At 58.8% G+C, this 17,651-nt stretch carries 25 protein-coding genes; 13 read left to right on the top strand and 12 right to left on the bottom strand.

Translation table 11 applies throughout. From position 1 onward, the window contains the following. The coding region (locus ACP5J3_RS03870; RefSeq protein ID WP_428494450.1) for a hypothetical protein at positions 1-488 on the bottom strand (488 nt) is incomplete at its 3' end. A 196-nt stretch (positions 489-684) separates the two neighbouring features. Between ACP5J3_RS03870 and ACP5J3_RS03865 the strand changes: the two genes are divergently transcribed. After that, entirely contained in the window at positions 685-852 is a 168-nt protein-coding gene (locus tag ACP5J3_RS03865) for a hypothetical protein (protein ID WP_428494449.1), read from the top strand. Positions 853-1,141: 289 nt separating this feature from the next. Here the strand turns inward: ACP5J3_RS03865 and ACP5J3_RS03860 are convergent, their stop codons facing one another. Continuing rightward, a complete protein-coding gene (locus ACP5J3_RS03860; protein WP_428494448.1) occupies positions 1,142-1,474 on the bottom strand; it encodes a hypothetical protein in 333 nt (110 codons plus the stop codon). 173 nt (positions 1,475-1,647) lie between these two features. Here ACP5J3_RS03860 and ACP5J3_RS03855 point away from each other — a divergent pair, with 173 nt between their 5' ends. Beyond that, entirely contained in the window at positions 1,648-2,208 is a 561-nt protein-coding gene (locus ACP5J3_RS03855; protein ID WP_428494447.1) for a pyrimidine dimer DNA glycosylase/endonuclease V, read from the top strand. Between the two features lie 137 nt (positions 2,209-2,345). On the opposite strand, the gene ACP5J3_RS03850 is transcribed toward ACP5J3_RS03855, so the two are convergent. Then, entirely contained in the window at positions 2,346-2,588 is a 243-nt protein-coding gene (locus tag ACP5J3_RS03850) for a hypothetical protein (RefSeq protein ID WP_428494446.1), read from the bottom strand. A gap of 22 nt (positions 2,589-2,610) precedes the next feature. Beyond that, entirely contained in the window at positions 2,611-2,850 is a 240-nt protein-coding gene (locus ACP5J3_RS03845) for a type II toxin-antitoxin system CcdA family antitoxin (RefSeq protein ID WP_428494445.1), read from the bottom strand. Positions 2,851-2,921: 71 nt separating this feature from the next. On the opposite strand from ACP5J3_RS03845, the gene ACP5J3_RS03840 reads away from it, so the two are divergent. Beyond that, positions 2,922-3,302, top strand: coding sequence for a hypothetical protein (locus ACP5J3_RS03840; protein ID WP_428494444.1), 381 nt, complete (start codon positions 2,922-2,924; stop codon positions 3,300-3,302). A gap of 77 nt (positions 3,303-3,379) precedes the next feature. Further along, complete coding sequence (locus ACP5J3_RS03835) at positions 3,380-3,565, top strand: hypothetical protein (RefSeq protein WP_428494443.1); 186 nt, start codon at positions 3,380-3,382, stop codon at positions 3,563-3,565. A gap of 38 nt (positions 3,566-3,603) precedes the next feature. On the opposite strand, the gene ACP5J3_RS03830 is transcribed toward ACP5J3_RS03835, so the two are convergent. The 3 genes from ACP5J3_RS03830 to ACP5J3_RS03820 are packed head-to-tail and all read right to left on the bottom strand — an operon-like array spanning position 3,604 to position 6,660. Continuing rightward, a complete protein-coding gene (locus ACP5J3_RS03830) occupies positions 3,604-4,440 on the bottom strand; it encodes an SMP-30/gluconolactonase/LRE family protein (RefSeq protein WP_428494442.1) in 837 nt (278 codons plus the stop codon). Beyond that, positions 4,440-5,486, bottom strand: coding sequence for a glucose 1-dehydrogenase (locus ACP5J3_RS03825; RefSeq protein ID WP_014289158.1), 1,047 nt, complete (start codon positions 5,484-5,486; stop codon positions 4,440-4,442). The genes ACP5J3_RS03830 and ACP5J3_RS03825 overlap by 1 nt, the downstream gene beginning before the upstream one ends. Before the next feature lies 1 nt (position 5,487). Then, positions 5,488-6,660 carry an enolase C-terminal domain-like protein gene (locus ACP5J3_RS03820; RefSeq protein WP_428494441.1) on the bottom strand — a complete coding sequence of 391 codons (1,173 nt, stop codon included), beginning with the start codon at positions 6,658-6,660 and terminating at the stop codon, positions 5,488-5,490. Positions 6,661-6,711: 51 nt separating this feature from the next. Here ACP5J3_RS03820 and ACP5J3_RS03815 point away from each other — a divergent pair, with 51 nt between their 5' ends. From ACP5J3_RS03815 to ACP5J3_RS03795, 5 genes are read left to right on the top strand one after another with little or no spacing between them, the layout of a single operon-like run. Continuing rightward, positions 6,712-7,572 carry a bifunctional 2-dehydro-3-deoxy-phosphogluconate/2-dehydro-3-deoxy-6-phosphogalactonate aldolase gene (locus ACP5J3_RS03815; protein ID WP_428494440.1) on the top strand — a complete coding sequence of 287 codons (861 nt, stop codon included), beginning with the start codon at positions 6,712-6,714 and terminating at the stop codon, positions 7,570-7,572. Then, positions 7,569-8,498 carry a bifunctional 2-dehydro-3-deoxygluconokinase/2-dehydro-3-deoxygalactonokinase gene (gene kdgK / locus ACP5J3_RS03810; protein ID WP_428494439.1) on the top strand — a complete coding sequence of 310 codons (930 nt, stop codon included), beginning with the start codon at positions 7,569-7,571 and terminating at the stop codon, positions 8,496-8,498. Before ACP5J3_RS03815 ends, kdgK begins: the two co-directional genes overlap by 4 nt. Then, complete coding sequence (locus ACP5J3_RS03805) at positions 8,495-10,333, top strand: glycoside hydrolase family 15 protein (protein WP_428494438.1); 1,839 nt, start codon at positions 8,495-8,497, stop codon at positions 10,331-10,333. Before kdgK ends, ACP5J3_RS03805 begins: the two co-directional genes overlap by 4 nt. Positions 10,334-10,346: 13 nt before the next feature. Then, a complete protein-coding gene (locus tag ACP5J3_RS03800) occupies positions 10,347-10,493 on the top strand; it encodes a hypothetical protein (RefSeq protein WP_428494437.1) in 147 nt (48 codons plus the stop codon). Further along, positions 10,486-10,878 carry a nucleotidyltransferase domain-containing protein gene (locus ACP5J3_RS03795; RefSeq protein ID WP_428494436.1) on the top strand — a complete coding sequence of 131 codons (393 nt, stop codon included), beginning with the start codon at positions 10,486-10,488 and terminating at the stop codon, positions 10,876-10,878. The genes ACP5J3_RS03800 and ACP5J3_RS03795 overlap by 8 nt, the downstream gene beginning before the upstream one ends. A 114-nt stretch (positions 10,879-10,992) precedes the next feature. On the opposite strand, the gene ACP5J3_RS03790 is transcribed toward ACP5J3_RS03795, so the two are convergent. Next, a complete protein-coding gene (locus tag ACP5J3_RS03790; RefSeq protein ID WP_014289165.1) occupies positions 10,993-11,169 on the bottom strand; it encodes a hypothetical protein in 177 nt (58 codons plus the stop codon). An 11-nt stretch (positions 11,170-11,180) separates the two neighbouring features. After that, positions 11,181-11,420, bottom strand: coding sequence for a hypothetical protein (locus tag ACP5J3_RS03785; protein WP_428494435.1), 240 nt, complete (start codon positions 11,418-11,420; stop codon positions 11,181-11,183). Positions 11,421-11,633: 213 nt separating this feature from the next. Here ACP5J3_RS03785 and ACP5J3_RS03780 point away from each other — a divergent pair, with 213 nt between their 5' ends. Together ACP5J3_RS03780 and ACP5J3_RS03775 are read left to right on the top strand one after the other, a co-directional pair. Then, the gene (locus tag ACP5J3_RS03780) at positions 11,634-12,041 is read left to right on the top strand and encodes a HEPN domain-containing protein (protein WP_428494434.1); all 408 of its coding nucleotides are present in this window, start codon (positions 11,634-11,636) and stop codon (positions 12,039-12,041) included. Beyond that, positions 12,022-12,342, top strand: a complete 321-nt coding sequence (locus ACP5J3_RS03775; protein WP_428494433.1) for a nucleotidyltransferase domain-containing protein — start codon at positions 12,022-12,024, stop codon at positions 12,340-12,342. The genes ACP5J3_RS03780 and ACP5J3_RS03775 overlap by 20 nt, the downstream gene beginning before the upstream one ends. Before the next feature lie 105 nt (positions 12,343-12,447). Here ACP5J3_RS03775 and ACP5J3_RS03770 read toward each other — a convergent pair whose 3' ends face one another. Beyond that, on the bottom strand, positions 12,448-14,247 hold the full coding sequence (locus ACP5J3_RS03770; RefSeq protein WP_428494432.1) for a beta-propeller domain-containing protein: 1,800 nt from the start codon (positions 14,245-14,247) through the stop codon (positions 12,448-12,450). A gap of 221 nt (positions 14,248-14,468) precedes the next feature. Between ACP5J3_RS03770 and ACP5J3_RS03765 the strand changes: the two genes are divergently transcribed. Then, positions 14,469-15,518 carry an encapsulin gene (locus tag ACP5J3_RS03765; RefSeq protein WP_428494431.1) on the top strand — a complete coding sequence of 350 codons (1,050 nt, stop codon included), beginning with the start codon at positions 14,469-14,471 and terminating at the stop codon, positions 15,516-15,518. Positions 15,519-15,559: 41 nt separating this feature from the next. Then, positions 15,560-16,642, top strand: a complete 1,083-nt coding sequence (locus ACP5J3_RS03760) for an AAA family ATPase (RefSeq protein WP_428494430.1) — start codon at positions 15,560-15,562, stop codon at positions 16,640-16,642. Here ACP5J3_RS03760 and ACP5J3_RS03755 read toward each other — a convergent pair. Together ACP5J3_RS03755 and ACP5J3_RS03750 are read right to left on the bottom strand one after the other, a co-directional pair. After that, positions 16,639-17,505: an SPFH domain-containing protein gene (locus ACP5J3_RS03755; RefSeq protein WP_428494429.1), complete on the bottom strand. Its 867-nt coding sequence runs from the start codon at positions 17,503-17,505 to the stop codon at positions 16,639-16,641. The two genes, ACP5J3_RS03760 and ACP5J3_RS03755, sit on opposite strands and share 4 nt — an antisense overlap. A 6-nt stretch (positions 17,506-17,511) precedes the next feature. Further along, a complete protein-coding gene (locus tag ACP5J3_RS03750) occupies positions 17,512-17,631 on the bottom strand; it encodes an NfeD family protein (protein WP_428494451.1) in 120 nt (39 codons plus the stop codon). Positions 17,632-17,651: the final 20 nt, after the last annotated feature.

Genomic DNA, 17,651 nt, shown 5'->3' with positions numbered 1-17,651 from the left:
GTGTGTCTGTGCATGTTGCTAAGGAAGAGTATGTGGGCTATGGTTAGGAATATCCCAAAGGCGCCGAGGATTATTAACATGACAAGCGCGGGGGCCAGGATGGACCATATCCACTCGCCTGTGACGAGTCCCCGGCCAATTGATTGCGCCTGCGTCATCACGACCAGAGCCAGCACGACTAGGGTTACAATTGAGAGTATGGCCTCTATTATGGGGCCCCAAGCCATCCACCACGCCCAGCCTATGCCTAGCCTGTGCAACTCCATGTAGCCCCTGAAGAGGTAGAGAAAGAATATGAGGACGCCAGCTATTATGAAGACAACCACCTCCCCCGCGAGAAGAGCCACCACGGATGCCAAGACGCTGGGGGAGCTCGACAATGGCAAGAAGGCGAGGGAGACAACAACGGCGGCTATGGCAACAATTACGAGAATTAACGAATATAGGTATCCTTTGTACAGCAGTCTATTTGCTTCTCTAAACTCCATATAACTTATCACAACGCTATATAAATCTTTACTACTGATATTAAAGGCGCGGCGACAAAAACCTGTTGAGATCCCAGCGCCGAGATTGGGGTGCGAAGCGGTGGAGACCTATATAAGTAAATTGACATGAGGGACTGCTGAACTATTTCAGGCTTGGGATCGTGGCCGTGGTGGCGGCGTTGAGAGATCCCTCTAGGTGGATCCACCTAGAGTCTGCCTAATAGACTTGACTAACTACTCCAGCGGCGAAACACCTGGAGGGCGCCTACCCTCTATCTACGAGACGCTAGATGAGATAGGAGCGCCGCTAGACGCGGCGACTCCGCAACTTCAAAAGCCGCATAGTCTAGGAGGTGCCTCCTGAAAGGGCTAAGAAGGTGATAGGTTAGCCTTTACTAAAAGCTTTGTAATGGAGGCGTCCTTGCGTTTTTTTATTCAGATCAACCCGGCGCGTATCTCCATCATGCACATGTGCTCTAACTGTTTTATGCCCTAGGCCTTAGGCGCATCCCGGACTCTGGGAAGTCTTAATTCCCAGCTGTGGCCGCGCCTCTTTGACGTCCCCCCCCCCCCGCGGGGCTTGGTCGCATGCCGTGCTGTTCTGGCCGCCTCCTTAGGGGGTTTAGAGGTTCCGCATCTATCTGCTACGCTTTTTAGAGGGGTTTGAATACCATTAGGTAGAGCATGGCTAGATACCCGGCGGACCATAGGGGGATGAACGCCCTGACGTATTTCTCGTAGCTGTCGAGGTCCTCTCCGGCCGCCAAGAGGTGTGCCAGCTCCACTACTCCGATTGCCATGGCTATCCCCAGCGAGGCGTGTATCCACAGAGGCGACTTGGGGAAGCCGTATTTAACCACGGCGAGGGCGAGCCCGGTGGCGAACACCGCCAGCGCCGAGGCAAACTGCAGGTACACAAGCCGCCTGTACCTCCCGTAGCAATCAACCCCGCAACTCTTCAACATGTAGTAGCCCCCCGTGGACAAGCCGCCTCACCCAACTACTCCGGTGATGTGGAGGGCTAGGAGCGCCTCGGCGAACACGTCTCGATGGCGTCTTCTCTTTATAAGTGTAGCCGGGGGGCCGCCGCACTTCGGCTTGTCGAATATCGTCTCGTCTTATGTGACTGAGTTTTTTATTCCACCTCCGGTGTGGATCTGTGCAGATCTTCCGCCCGTATGTGGACCACCGCATGTCGGCGGCGTTTCTAGACGACCTGAGGCTTGGTAAGCAGAGGGTCGAGGCGAAGCAGGTGATTAAGGTGATTCTGCGCAGGCTTGGGCTAATCAACGACGGGAGGAGAGGGTGGTGGAACCACCCCATCGTCTTGATGTACTTCAACGGCGGGGAGCCGTACATCGAGGATTTGGTGAAGTACTTCGACGCCGTGGTGGGGGAGTGGGTTGCAAGGGGCCGCAGGAGCTCTCTCGGCCTCGGCGACCTCGCGCCGTATCTCGAAAAGGTGTGGGGGGCCAGCGGCACGCCTATTACCCACATCCACGAGGTGGAGTACAGGAGGGTTCTCCTGCTGAAAGATCCGTGTTTCTACCTCAAAAAGCTGTCGCCGCGGGAGCTTGAGGAGGTGATTGAGACTGAGCCCGTGCCCATAAATGGCGTCAACACCTGGCTGTTTAAACGCTATGAGAGATACAGGGAGTTCATCGCGGGGCTGAGGAGAGGCGAGGTTGACTGCCGCCCCCTATTTGAACACGACCGCTAGCCCGTGGCCCGGCGGCGCGGAGCCTCTCAGCGGCGCGTCAAGACCTGGGCCGCGGGTAGACAGCTAGCGGCGGCTTGGCAAAGCTTGTCGTCCTCCGTGACGAGGGCGCGTTGAGGGACCCAGCTAGCCAGACTACGTCATAGTAGCCCCCTTCTGATTGCTATATCTATCACCTCGTCTCTAAGCCCCACGCTGTAGACCGCCATGTGTGCGAGGAGTTTTGAGAAAAACTCCGCATAGGGAGCTGTGTCGTCTATCGCCTCTCTCTTCTTGAGCTTCCATATGGTAGTTGCCTGTTTCGTAGTAGGCGAGGTCCGCCGTGTGCTGTTTTTTAAAGCCGCGGGGGCTCTTCTAGGGGCGATTTCCCCGGTCTTGATCAACGCCGAGGCGTTGAATACGTAGCTACCTCCCTTCGCGATCCTCCCTTACGCTCCGCGCCGCGTAGTCCTCTCCAAGCTCCACGCTGGCTTTTCCAAGGCCCTCGGCCACCCTTGCGGCGAGTTGCGACAGCTCTTCGAGCTCTCTTTTTTCAACCTCTTTTTCCAGCGCCTTTCTGAGGACTTGGGATATGTTTATGTCGTATTTCCTCGCCTTCTCTACGACGTCGCGCCTCACTTTTGTAGATACAGTAACCCAGCCCACGTCTACCCAAGATGTAGCTATTTAAAAGCCCACCGCGAGGGGAGTATTTATAGCTGGGGCATAAACTCCACGTGGTTGAGGTGTTGGTGTGGTGGGTAATCTTTACGGCGGTGCTCTGGGTGTTGCTGAGTCTGCTGGCTGGGAGGGCGGTCAACCCCCTGGGGGTTTTCCTAGGCGTCGTCCTGGCCCCAGTTGCCTTTCTAGTTGCCGCCGCCGTCGTCGGCTTCTTGGCGGTCGCTCTCGGCGTTTTTATCGTGCCTCTGCTCTTACTCGCCCCCCTCCTGGCGTTGCTCGCCGGGTTTCTAGCGGCGCTTTTCGTAGTGTCAGCCCTGGCCAGCGTAGACGTGGCAAGGGCCTTCATCGCCCTCCTCCTGGCCACAGTCCTGCTCCTCGTGCTGAGCGGCTTGCTGTGGCGCTCGCCCCTTCCGCCCAAGCTCCCCATCCATTTTTGAACCCAGCGGTCATGTCCGTCAGCTGATAGAGAAAGGGCGGGGGGATTCTCTGGGATTTGAGGCGGAGTTTGAGGTTTTTGGAGTGTATATTGGATCAGTCGACGTATTTATTAATGACGACGAGGCTCTCTACGCGCTTAGGTGCACAGTGGTGGAGTTTGCTGAGGCGGAGGTTCAAGCGGGTTTACTCCTCCGCCCGGGCGGATGTGGATACGGCTCCCTCCTCCCCTCGCCTCATAGCCAAGTGGCTATCGCTTATTTAACGCGCATGTGTGCGCCTTTTAGGGCCTTGGCACAGGTGTTAAAAATTGCAGATATTAGCGGCTCGACCGCGTGCGCCGGTTTTTACTGCTAACAAGCCGCCGTCAGCCCCCGCGCCCCCGTCGCCGCTCCCCGTGGTTATGAATAGAGTGTCCAATCTCGGCCCGCCGAAGGCGCATGAGGTCACGTAGGGGTAAGGCAACGGCAGTCTCTGTATATCGGCGCCGGTGATTTTGACGACGGAGGAGCCTCCGTACATGGCTACCCACAGAGAGCCCTCTGCGTCCACCGTCAGTCCGTCGGGGACGCCGGGCATGCGGCTCAGGTCTATGTAGCCCGACGGCTCGAGGCGCCCACCTTCCCACTTGTATATTCCCACTTTCCTCGTGGGGCTGTCCACGTAGTACATGAGGGATCCGTCGGGGGACCAGTCAATGCCGTTTGAAATAGTCACCGCGCTCATCACTCTCTCCAATGTTGAGCCGGTGTATACATAGAGGGAGCCGGTGGGCTCCCTCTCGTACATGTCCATGCTACCGAACCACAGCTCCCCCGCCGGGCTACACTTACAGTCGTTTAGCCTATTACGCCCCGGCTCCTCCACCCGCGCAACTACGCGGTGCGCGCCGCTACGCGTATTTAGCTCCGCGATTTGGTTCTTCAAGGTGACTATTACGGTGTCTACGTCTTGGGTTAGGGCTACGCAACTTACGTAGTCGTCTAGGCGGTACGTCTTTAACTGCCCCGTCTCGAAGGAGAAGAGGTGGAGGGCCCCGCCTAATATGTCTACCCAGTAGAGGGTGTGGGTTCTGTGATCCCACAGCGGGCTCTCGGCTAGCCTCCCTCTTGGCAGGCTAAGGGGTAGCCACTCCAGCATTACTTCGGCGTCATTACCAAGACTGTTTTTATGTCGTCGTGCGTCCAGTGGTAAGCCTCTGCGTAGTTCTCGAGGGTGGCCTCCTTGGTGATCAGCCTCCTCGGCCAGTCGCCGTACCTCTCCTTGGCCTCTTTTAGATGCTGGAGGGCCATTTGGAAGTGGCGTATCCCCGCGTTTACGGAGCCGACTACCAGCTTGTTGTTAAGCACAGCGTCTGTGAGGAGGGCACCGACGTCGTTTAAAGTGCCGCCTCTTGGGTATACCCCCAGCAACACCTCGACGCCCCCAGACTCAAGCCTCTCCAAGCCCTCCAGCGCCACCTGCGGAGAGCCAGTGGCCTCAATCACTAGGTCGAACTTGCCGGATATCTCGTCGTGAGCCGCGTCGACGTACACAGCCCCTATCTGCTGAGCCAGCTTCGCCTTCAAGCTATCAGGCGGGCGCGTCGCGGTCACTGTCACAGCTAAGCCGCGGAGCCTTAGCAACATCGCCGCCAATAGCCCGATGGGCCCCGCGCCGAGCACCAAAGCCCTCTGAGGCAGTCGGCTAAGCCTCGCCTGGTAGAGGTTCAGCCCCAGCTCCACCCCCTTCTCCACCACCGACAGCGGCTCCGTGAGCACAGCCACGTCAACCACCTCAGGTGGGACTTTCACTAGATACCTTGCGTCTGAGATGGAGTACTCCGCGGCGTGGCCGTGGAGGCCCCATATGCCGTGCTCTAGGTATTTTCCAAAGGGGCAGTAGTCCACCGGCAAGTCGCAGTTTAGGGGGCGCCTCACCGTCGGCACCACGACGTCGCCAGGCGAGACGTTGTCCACCCCGGCCCCCACGTCGGCTACCTCCGCCAGCGCCTCGTGGCCGAGAATTAAGAAGTCGCTACCCTCCGGCGCCTTGCCGTACCTCCCCTCGATAATCTCCTTATCGGTCCCGCACACCCCCACTGCAAGCGGGCGCAGAAGGGCCTCCCCAGCCTTGGGCACCGGCTTCGGCACCTCCCTCAGCCTCAGCGACTCCGGCACCCCGGGCACCGCAGTGACCGCCTTCATATCACCAAGTCCCCCTCACAACCCACACGGGCTCCTCGGTCGGCTCCACCTCCCTCGGCTCCGCCTTGTACCGCTCCAACACCTTCTCGTTGACCGTCACCCCGATGCCGGGGCCTCTCGGCACCTCCACCGCCCCCTCGCTCACGTGGAAGGGGTTTCCGATCAAGTCCCTCTTCCACTGGGGCCAGAAGTCGTAGAAAGACTCCAGTCTGTAGAGAGTAGGCGTCACGGCGGAGAGCTGCACCTCAACTGCGAACTGCACGGGGCCGTAGGCGTTGTGGTAAGACACCTCCACGCTGAAGGCCTCCGCCAGGGTAGACACCTTGAGGCTCCCGGTGACTCCGCCGATGTTGCAGGCATCTGGCTGAATTACGTCTACAAGCCCCTCTCTGAGGTACTGCAACGCCTCCTTCACCCCGATGAGCCGCTCCCCCATGGCCACTCTCAACCTGGTGAGGCTCCTGTACTTCCTATAGCCCTCGATATCTTCGTGGTGCACAGGCTCCTCCATGAAATACGGCGAGTATTTCTCCAGCCTCTTGGCGATGTCCACCGCGGCGTTGGCGTCGAACCGGCCGTGGTGCTCAATTAAGATATCCACCCCGTCCCCAACGGCATCCCTCACGGCGGCCACTATGGCCTCTGCCCTCTTCAACGCCTGTGGAGTTATAGAGATGAAGCTGTCTGTAAAGGGGTCGAATTTCAGAGCGTCGTATCCCATGGCGACTACCCTCCGGGCCTTCTCGGCGAAGCACTCCGGGTCTCTGCATCCGCCGTACCAGCCGTTGGCGTACACCCTCACCCGCCTCCTCAAGGCGCCGCCGAGCAGGTCGTGTAGGGGGGCTCCGAACTCCCTTGCCTTCAAATCCCATAGAGCCATGTCAATTGCGCTCAGCGCCGTGGCGCTCTCAAACGACCTAGAGGCGAAGAAATCCTGCCTATACCATTCCCTATGCGCCGGGAGTACGTCGTGGTAGTCCCTCCCTACGAATAATCTGGCGACTTGTTTAACAGCGGAGTAGACTGGGAGCACTCTAAGCGTGGGAACCGCCTCTCCGTACGCCACGGCTCCGTTTTTCGTCACAACTCTTACTAGGATTGAGAAGGATGCCCACCTGGCGTCTATATCTTGTTCGTAGAGGACAACCGGCTCGATTTCAGAAATCTCCCCCATAAATAATATACAGTTTAACAGTTTAAATATTTAATATGATCAAGTAGTCCTATGGAGATCGTCGTTCCGGTGGTCACCCCTTATAGAGGCGGGCGGGTGGACGTAGACGCCTACTCCCAGTTTATTAAACACCTCCTGGGTAGAGGCGTCACTGCTGTCTACGTCGCGGGGACAACGGGTCTGGGGCCGGCCTTGAGGCGTGAGGAGAGGGTGGCGTTGCTGGAGGCCGCCGCCTCTACGACGAAGAACGTGATTTTCAACGTCTCCTCTCTGCAGTATGAGGATGTGGTAGGCGCCGTTCGGGAGGCGAATAGGCTTGACATCATCGCCGTGGCCTCCACGGCTCCCTTCTATTTCCCCAGCGTCACGCCGAGGCAGGTTGTGAAGTACTTCAGAGATATTTGCCAAAAGTCGTCGCACCCACTTTACCTCTACAACATCCCCTCCGCCGTGGGCAGAGACGTAGATGTGAAGACCGTGGGCGAGGTTGGGTGCATCGCCGGGGTGAAGGACACCGTGGAGGAGATTGCCCACACAGTGAGGTACAAAAAGGCGTTGCCAAACGCCAAGGTTTACAACGGCTCAAATTCTCTAATACTCGCCTCGTTTGTCTACGGCCTAGACGGCGTGGTGGTGTCGGCGGCTAACTACCTTCCGGAGGTAGTGGCTTCTATAAGAGAGGCTGTGAAGGCTGGGGAGTTGGAAAAGGCGGCTAGGCTCCAGTGGGCTTTAGACGAGTTGCAGATGTTGGCTAGGGACTTCGGCGGCTTGCCGGCTATTTACGAATTCATCCGCGAATTCCAGGGCTTCGACCTGGGGGGTCCTAAGCCGCCGATTTACCCCCTAGATGAGGAGGAGAGGGCGGCGCTTATCCAGAGGCTCAGGGCTCTCCGGGAGCGGCTGAAGCTGTGACCTGGATAGCCGCGCTGGGGGAGCCTCTTATAGAGCTAAACGCGTTGACTAGGGGGCCTCTTCGATATGTGCAGTATTTTGAGAAGCACGTGGCGGGGTCTGAGGCCAATTTCTGCATAGCCGCCGTGATGTTCGGCGCCAGGTGTAGCCTAGTGGCCCGCGTCGGCGACGACGAGTTTGGGCGCAACGTAGTTGAGTACTTGAGAGGCCGAGGCGTCGACGTTTCACACATCAAGTTCGACAATGCTCCTACCGGCGTGTTTTTCGTCCAGAGGCACTACCCCGTGCCGGGTAGGTCTGTCATGTTTTACTACAGAAGGGGTAGCGCCGGCAGTAGACTCTCGCCTGTGGATGTAGACGAGGCTCTTATCAAGGCGGTGGACGCGGTGCACTCCACGGGGATTACTCTAGCCATTAGCGATTCGGCGCGGGAGGCTGTCCACAAAGCCTTCGAAATAGCCAAGAGGACTACATTCGACACAAATATAAGGCCGGCGCTGTGGCGGAATTTAGAAGAGGCAAGAGTCGCTGTGCTTGACGTGCTGAGGCGTGGAGTAGAGGTTTTGATTACCGACCCAGACGACACGGAGGTGGTGCTGGGCGTTAGGGAGCCGGAGGAGGCCTACAGGAGGTACAGAGAGTTGGGGGTTGAGGTTCTTCTATACAAGATGGGCGCCAGGGGGGCGTACGTCTTCCGCGGAGATGAGAAGTACTTCAAACCGGCGTATTCCGTACCCGTGGAGGATCCCACGGGCGCGGGCGACGCCATGGCCGGCGTATTCACCGCGATGTATCTCTCTGGAGCTGAGCTGGAGAAGGCGCTGGCGTACGCAGTGGCCTCCTCCGCCCTTGTGGTTACTGTGAGGGGGGACAACGAGGCCATTCCAGACGTGAAGGACGCGGAGGCTCTGCTCAGGGCGCTATGAGGAGCGCGTTGCTGAGCAACGGCAGGCTGGCTGTGTTGCTTGACGGCAGTTTCTACATTGCCGATCTCTACTACCCACACGTCGGCAGGTACAACCACAGCTTCGGCGGGCGTTTCAAAACTGGGCTTTGGCACAACGGCAAGTTCACTTGGCTGGAGTCAATTCCCAAGAGGATAGAGATGGATGGCCTCACCGCGAGGATGAGGCTGTGGTGGGACGGGCTAGAGGTGGAGTTTTTCGACTTCGTCGACTTTAATCTCGATGTGTACATAAGGAGGGTAAGCATCAAGGGCGAGGGCTACGTGAGGGTTATCTTCTACCACGATTTTAGAATAATGGAGGCCCCCCAGGCGGACACCGCCTTCTACCACCCCGAGGCAGACGCCGTGGTGCACTACAAAGACAGGTTCTGGTTCCTAGCGGGGGCCAGCCACCCCATATACGAGTACAACGTGGGGAGGAGGGACTTCGGCACCGTGCTGAGAGACTGCGAAGACGGGACTCTGGAAAAGACGCCCATAGCACAGGGCTCGGTGGACTCGGCAATTTCCATAGCCTACCCCAACTTCTACTACTGGATAGCCGCCGGCCAGAGCCTAAGCGACGTCTTGAAAATACACAAAGCAGTCAAGACCAACCCGACATACTACGAGAAAAGAAGCGTTGGGTATTGGAAAGCGGTGACGACGCCGTATGACGATAGGCTGGAGGCCCAGTCTATAGCAGTGTTGCTGGGACACATCAGCGAAAACGGGGGCGTCGTCGCCTCCCTCGACTCCGACATCTTGAAATTTAACCTAGATACCTACGCCTACGTGTGGCCCCGCGACGCGTCTATAGTAGCCATGGCTCTTGACGAATACGGCTTCCACGCCGTGACGAGGAGAAGTTTTGAATTTATGCTCAGGCATGTGGGGCCCGAGGGCTACCTCTTCCAGAAGTACAACGTAGACGGGACGTGGGGCTCCACCTGGCACCCGTGGACGGCGGCGGGTAAAAACTCTCTAAATATACAGGAGGACGAGACAGCCATATTCATTTACGCCCTGTGGAGACATATCGAGAAGGCAAAAGACTTCGACCTCTTGAAAAAGGCGTACCCAGCTATCAAAGCCGCCGCCGACTTCATGGCTAATTTCCGAGACAGAGAGCTGGGGCTACCCCTCCAGAGTTTTGACCTCTGGGAGGAGAGACTTGGGATCCACCTCTACACCACGGCCGCGGTATACGCCGCGCTGAAGGCCGCCGGTAAGCTGGCTATGATGCTCGGCGAGGAGGAGGACGCCTTCACCTGGCTAGCCGCGGCGCATACAGTAAAAGAAGCCGTCTCTAGGTACATGTTCGACGAGAAGCTGGGGAGGTTTGTCAGAAGCGTCAAAATTGAGGATGGCAAGGTGGTGGAGGTGGACAAGGTAGTAGACGCCAGTATGATAGGCGTGGCTCTCTTCGAGATGTTCGAGCCCAGCGATCCCCGCGTGGTGAATACAGTAAAGACAATTGAGGAGAGGCTCTGGGTGCCGAAGGTAGGAGGCCTGGCGAGGTACGAGGGCGACATCTACCAGAGAGTGCCGGGAGACTACGGCCAAATTCCGGGAAACCCCTGGATAATAACAACGCTGTGGCTAGCTGAGTACTACGCAATTCTTGGAAACATAGCGAAGGCCACCTCGTTAGTCAAGTGGGTGGAGGCCGTATCGCCGCCCAACTACCTGCTACCAGAACAACTAAACCCCTTCGACGGTAGCCCGGTGTCCGTTCAGCCCCTTGCGTGGAGCCACGCAGAGTACCTACTCGCCAAGTCACTCCTCAAAAAAGCCGAGGCACGGAAACAATAACGAAGGCCAGGACGTGGCCATAAAGAGGGTCGTCTCTCTCCGGAACCTACCCGTCCACTGGTACCGGGGGGTAGATATTAGGCGGATGTTTATAGAGCTTAGGGAGGGGGGCGTGGCGGCTTTGAAAAAATTTATCGAGGCTGTCGATGGGTATGTTTAGGTGGTTAGAGCTGGGGGGCGAGGAGAGGCGGCACGTGGTTGAAATTTTGAGAAGAGAGCTGGAGGGCGATGCTTGTATTGCATTCGCCTTTGTCTTTGGTAGCTTTGTCGAGGGAGGGCCTTTTAGAGATGTGGACGTCGGCATCTACTTGAGGAAATCTCTCGACGTGCTTGAGGCTTATGCATACGCGGAGGAGCTCTCGGCGAGGCTCTCCAAGGCCGTTGCCCTGCCTGTCGACGTCGTTGTGCTGAACTTCGCCCCCAGCTGGCTGAGGAGGAGGGCGCTGAGGGGGCTGGAGCTGTTTGTAAAAGACGAGCTTCTCTGGGCCGCCGTGTGGGCCAGCGCCGTAGACGAAGAGGAGGGCCTCCGACTCTATACGGAATAGGACAGCGTCCACGGACGAGTCCTCCCGCTCCTTCCCCAGCTTCTGACGCTATTGCGTCCGATGCCGGGTAGCCTCGCGCCAGTTCCTACGGCGTGTTTAACGGCGCGATGTAGGCTAGTTGCCGGCTGTGTATGCACCTACCACCTTTTTCACATCTTCTACATATTGGCGGACTTTTTCCAGCTCTACCTTGAGCTCCTCGATGTCCACTACGCCTTCGTAAAAAGCCTCTCCATGCAGGATTTTATACCTAGCCATGTATCTATCTCTCAAACCCAGATCTCTAACCACGGGTGCCCCTTCTACAGCTCTCTCAACATCGCCCTCCTCTCGTAGAGGCTCATCGGCACCTTCCCCGCTAACGCCAGAATCAACGCGTTTGTAGCCTGCACAACCGCGTCCCACGCCTTCTCGGCGGCGTCTCTCATCAAGATTCTATCCCCCTTAGCCACAGCCTCGCCGAACTCCCCCTCCGCGGCCCGCGCGAAGGCTTCGGCGTCTTCAATAAACTCCCTGATCTGATCCGCAACTCCCAACTGCACGCCACACCCCCCACTTCAGGTATAAAATCTTAACACCTAGGCCCCAGCCTCTTTTAGATGCGGCGCCTCGGACCTGCCCGGCAGTTCACCGCCATCCGCCGAAGGTAAGGCCTCTTAGCCGTAGCTTCACACAGGGGGTGATGTTTTTAAGCATCTCTGAGATGTGTGTCATGTCTAATCTCGCCGTAGGTATATTGGTGACGCGGTGGGGTTATGAGGGAGGAGGCTCTTGTCTGGTTTAGAGAGGCCGTTAGGGACTGCCTAACGGCGAAGATGTTGCTTGAGGCTGGTGTTTTCCACTCAAGCGCCTTTTTCTCACACCAGGCGGCGGAAAAGGCTTTGAAGTCTCTTTTCTTCGTGCTGGCTAGGAAAGAGCCGCCTAAGCGGCACAACCTCCTAGAGCTGTACAGAGAGCTTAGGCACTACGGGGTAGAGCTCTCCCCCCAGCTAGTGGAGGGCCTCGCCGTGGTGACTAAGTACTACGCCACCTCCCGCTACCCAGACGCCGCAGGCGGTCCTCCCTCTGAGCTCTTCACGAAGAGAGAGGCTGAATACGCCCTTGAGGTTGCGAGAGAGTTGATAAGGCTGGCGTCTCTGACTTATGGAGAAGAGGGTTGTTGACGCGATCCAGAGGTTTGTTGAAGAGCTGAGGAGGGAGGGCATCGAGGTTGTGGCAGTCTACCTCTTCGGCTCCTGGGCGCGGGGGGACTGGCTTGTCGACAGCGACGTGGATTTGGTAATTGTGTCACCCCACTTCAGAGGCGTGCCCTGGCTCAAGAGGCTGGAGATGCTGGCTAGGATAGAGGCGCGGCTCGACCTTCCGTTGAGTCTAGACGTGTTACCCTACACGCCGGAGGAGTTGGAAAAAGCCAAATCCGCCGTCTTAAGAGACGCCTCGCGTTACTGGAGGCGTGTAGTATAGCTAAAAACGCCGCGCCGGAGGCCACAGAGTGGACCTCGGCGGCGCTCGGCGAGGTGAGAAAGGCGCAACGCGGCGGCGCCGAGCAGGCTCGGGGCGCGCGGCGCACTAGCCTAGGACCGCCTCTCCTATCTTTTCGAAGCGGTAGTTGAGCCTCCACACCATTCTCCAGCCTACGAGGTACACGCCGTCCTCGGTGAAGAAGGCTCTTTCTGCTGGGAGGTCCAGATCTGCCTTAACTGCGAGCCCCCTTCCCACCTCGATGAAGAGAGTTCTAAGCCTCCCGTGATGGCCGACGTATGGTATGAAGGCAAGCCTCGTGGAGGGGTCGTAGGCAAAGGCGTGGTGGTCTTGGAAAACAGGCGTGTACGCATTGGCTATTGTGAGGTTAGACGTCTCGCGCGGCGCCGCCGGGTTTGACACGTCGAATAGGGCGATTTTGACGCCGCGCTCGTGGAGGCCCACCCCTAGCAACAGCCCCTCCCCCACCGGGTGGAGGTATTCCGAGAAGCCCGGGGTCTTGAGGTAGCCCAGCACCTTCGGCCTCGCCGGGTCGGCCAAGTCAACGGCGTAGAGGGGGTCCACCTGTCTAAAGGTTATTAGGTACATCACGTTCCCCACCAGCCTCGCCGCGTATATCCTCTCCCCCGGCGCCAGGCCCTCGACAGAGCCCACAAGCCTCCCCCCTCTGTCGAAGACGTAGACGGCGTTTACCGGCTCGCCCTCTGTGAAGTAGAGGCGGGGCTCGGGGGGACATCTGACGACCACCCTCGCCGGCGTCTGGGTAATGTCTATGACGGGGCACCCCACCGCCCGCCACACATACCCCACGTAGAAGCGGATGGGAGACGCCGTGGTGGCCACGGCAAAGCCGCCTTCAAACTCCTCTACTGCAAACTGATCCAGCACCTTCCCAGGCGCCTCGGCCACCGCCTTGAGCCTCAGGTACGGCCCCTCGCCCTCAAATACGTAGATCCTAGTGGCCGTGGTGATATTCGCCCTATTCAAGATGTGGACGACGTCTGTGCCGTTATTCAGCAACTCCATTATGGAGAGGTATAGGAGGAGTGGGTTCGTTCTGTCCAGCCTCTTCTTGACGTCGTCTGGCAAGAGGCCCCATGCGGCGTTGACCGCCTTGGCCAGGTAGTCCGGCAGGCCGAGGGGGGTGATTACGTATAGGCGGTTGCCCCTCATGTACACCCTGGGCGTGGAGCCGGCGACGTAGACAGAGGCGTTGAATTGGAGGCTTCTCAAATCCACCCCGGCGATCACCAGCACCGCCGGCGGCGCTCCGAGGGCGAGCACCGGGGCCTCCTCGACGACGCGGCCGTTGATCTCCACCCTGGCGGGGGACTGGGCGACCATGTACACCGCGCCGTCGCTCATCCTCGCCGCCGCCGGCCAGCCCGACAGGTTGTACACAGCGAGGCGGGAGCCGCTCCCAAGATCGTACACGTAGAGGACTGTGTAGCCCCTCGTCTCTCCATACACCAGCGCCCTCCCGCCCCAGACAAATACGTGGCACCCCAGCCCTGGGCACTCCAACGTCTTCACCACACGGGGCGTCTTGTCCACCACGTAGAGCCTCCACCCCGCCGCCACGTATAGATACTCCCCGTCGAACTTCACATAGTCCTCCTCGTCGACGCCCCACACCTGGACGTTGGCCGCCGACGCCGATTTAAACACGCCAGCCGCCGCAGGCGCGGCGGTTGTTAGATAAACTGCGCGTAGATCAGCCATTATAAAGTCGCCGTGTTGCAACAGCTCCAGAGCGGCGAGTTTAACAACTGGTAGCCTCGGCGAGGCAGTTGTCTCCGCCGCACCCCCCTCGACATGTATCTTAACCGCGAAGAGAAGCGCCAGCGCCAGTATTGTCAGCGCCAGGGCCGCAAGCTGGCGAAGCACGGAAATACACCCCTCTTAGCTTATATCCCTAATGTACTGGGAGTACATCCCGAGCGGCTGGGCGTTAAACAATTTACACAAAGCCTGGAAAAACATAGTGAAGTCTCTTACCCAGCTATAGTGCTGGCTTCTCCGATGATAATATATTCTCTTATTTTGTCTACAATAGATTTTATGAATATTTATGTAGCATATTTAAAGAGTTGTTTGTTGTGTTTCATATGGTGTTTGCAAAAAACCCGATAGATCGCCTCCGTGAACGCGGTTTTGATGTCGGCGACGTGGGGGATGCCCTGCGTCTTGCTATTATAGCTGAGCTAGACGCCATCAGCCTGTATCTACAGCTCGCTAGATATGCAGAAGACGAGAGGGTGCGCAGAGTTTTTCAAGACGTGGCAAACGAGGAGAGGACGCACTTCGGCGAATTCCTCGCCCTCCTCAAGGAGTACGACCCCCAGCTAGCCGGGGAGCTGGAGGCGGGGGCGAAGGAGGTGCGGGAGCTGGCTGGCGTGGGGGCCGGCGAGGGTAGAGATCCGCCTAGCAACGGCGGATGGATCAGCCAGCTGGCTAGACAGGTGGCCGACGCCGCCGCCGCGGCGAGGCGGTTTAGGAAAGTGCTCGCTACCTACAACGTGGGACGCGGCGCCGAGGCTGTGGCCTTTGAAGTGCTGACGAGGGAGGGCAAAGCCGAGAGGAGGATCACGCCATTGAGGGAGCTGAAAATTAGGTTCACCGTGTCGCAACAGCAAGTCGACCTCGCGCTGTCCAGGGGGGCACCTGTGGAATCTGTCGAGGCTGATAAGGCCGCCGTCAAGCTGGCGTATGAAGAAGACGCCGCGGTGCTCGGCGATCTTCTTAAAAGCGGAGATGTAGTAGAGATCTCCAGCTGGGACAGGCCGGGGTCTGCTGTGCAGGAGGTGGCTAAGGCAGTGGCTGAGTTGTACAGGAGATACGCCCCCGAGCCCTATGTCCTGTTCGTAAGCCCCGGGAGGTTCGCAAAGCTGGTAGCTGTAGAGGAGAAGACGGGGGTTATGGAGCTCACACGGGTAAAGACCTTGGTGAGGGACGTGGTGGCGTTGCCACAGCTCGGCGACGACGATGCTCTGCTCATGTCTATCCACCCCTCCGTGGCCGACATAGCTGTGGGTGTCGACGCCGAGGTCATATACCTAGGCCCGGAGGAGGGGGGACACGGCTTTCTACTACGCGAGACATTCGCCGTGAGGGTGAAGAACCCCGCCAGCGTCTTGGCGCTACGGGTAGGTGGGTAGTTTTTCTCTAAACTTTATAGGTATGTAGTTACTACATACCTATGTTGTTTAGAGACAGGCCCGCGGAGCGGCTGGAGGAGCTTTTCGACAGAGAGGTAGAGGTGAGGCGGCTGGTGGAGGCGGTGGGCGGCAGGGCTCTTACCCTGGTGCTGGGGATGAGGCGGGTGGGGAAGACTTCGGTGGTTAAGGCGGCGACTTACGGCCGCCTGCGGGTGTACATAGACGCGAGGGTGTTTGAGGAGAGGCCCTACATATCCTACGACGACTTTCTAAACGCGCTGAGGGACGAGCTTAGGCGGCTCCTGCCTCTGCACAAGAGGCTGGCCGAGCTCATGGCGAGGGTCAGGGGCGTGTCCGTGGCTGGCGTCGACGTCAGGTTTGAAGTGGGGCGGAACGCGCCGCGGCTCGCCGAGTTGCTGGAGGCTTTTGACCAGTGGGCTGGGGAGAGGGGGGAGAGGCTGATCTTCATAATCGACGAGGCGCAGGAGCTGGTTAAGCTCAGGGGCAGGACTCTGCTCCCGGTGCTGGGCTACGCCTACGACCACCTCCGCAACGTTGCCATGGTGTTCACAGGCTCCAAAGCCGGGCTGTTGCTGAGGTTTCTCCGGCTGGAGGACCCCCGGAGCCCCCTCTTCGGGAGGTACGCCGAGAGGATTGACATCGGCCCCTTTCCGCCGGAGCTCTCGGCGAGGTTTCTAGAGGAGGGGTTTAGACAGGCGGGTGCGGAGATCGGGAGAGACCTCGTCGAGAGGGCCGTGGAGCTCCTCGACGGGGTGGTGGGCTGGCTGGCGTACTTCGGCCTCAGAGCCTTGAAAAACCCCGGGACGGCGCTTGACGAGACTGTGGAGTACGCCAAGAGGCTGGCGGCATCGGAGTTCTGCCACTTCGTCCAGTACACGGGCTCGCGGAGGTACATCCACGTGGCTAAGGTCTGCAGACAAGGGGCCAGGTGGTCCGACGTGAAGCGCTACCTCACCGCCGCGGAGGGCCGGGAGGTCTCAGACCCCGAGGTCACCAAGTTGCTCACCAACCTGGTGAACTACGGCTTCTTGGAGAAAAGAGGCGATTTATACGTAGTGGCGGACCCCGCCCTCAGGCTGGCCCTGGGGGACCTGCGTTGCTAGCGCTCCCCCTTTAAGATGTGCTGGAGGTGGCTAAGCAACTCCATGGGCACCACGATCTTAGTCGACGGGGAGGAGGCCATGTTCTTCAGCGCCTCGAGGTACTGGAGCAACAGGGCGTTCGGCCCCAGCTTAGAGGCGGCTTCGTTAAGCAACTCAAGCGCCTTCGCCTGGCCCTCTGCTCTGAGGATAGCCGCCTGGCGCTCCCCCTCCGCCTGGAGGATGGCGGCCTGCTTCTGGCCCTCCGCCCTTAGAATAGCCGCCTGCTTCTCGCCGTCTGCCTGGGCGATCATAGCCCTCCTCTCCCTCTCGGCGGCTATCTGCTTCACCATCGCCGACTGCACCGTCGACGGCGGGATGATCTCCCTAATCTCCACCGCAGTCACCTTCACCCCCCACCTCGCCGTGACCTCGTCCAGCTTCGCCCTGAGCACGGAGTTGATGTACTCCCTCTTGGCGAGGACCTCGTCCAGCTCTATGTCGCCCACCACGGCTCTAAGCGTCGTCGTGGCTATCCCCACGGCCGCCTGCTTAAAATTCTGCACCTGTGTGATAACCTTCTCCGGGTCCACCACCTTTAGGTATATGAGGAGGTCGATGTCCACCGGCGCGTTGTCCTTAGTGATGCACGTCTGCTTCGTCACGTCGATGACCTGCTCTCTGAGGTCCACGGGGTAGGCCTGGTCTACGACGGGGATTAGGAACACCAGCCCGGGCCCCCTCAGCCCGACAAGGCGCCCGAGGCGGAAGACCACCAGCCTCATAAACTCCGGCACCACGCGTATGGAGGTGGCGACGACGGCGATCACGACGACGGCAATCAACAGCGCCGCGATGCCCCAGACAATCTCCGCCTGCAGTAGCATATTGAGCTATTTCACCACTTTTTTAACTTTAAGGGTGAGGCCCTCCACCTCCACCACAACCACCTCCGCCCCCCTCTCCACGGCCTCGTCAGACACAGCCGTCCACTCCTCCCCGGCCACGTACACAACCCCCGGCCGCCCCGGCC

Source organism: Pyrobaculum sp. (assembly GCF_049971835.1).
GTDB lineage: Archaea > Thermoproteota > Thermoprotei > Thermoproteales > Thermoproteaceae > Pyrobaculum.
Note: the sequence above shows the minus strand (reverse complement) of the source record. Positions and strands in the feature narration are given on the sequence as shown.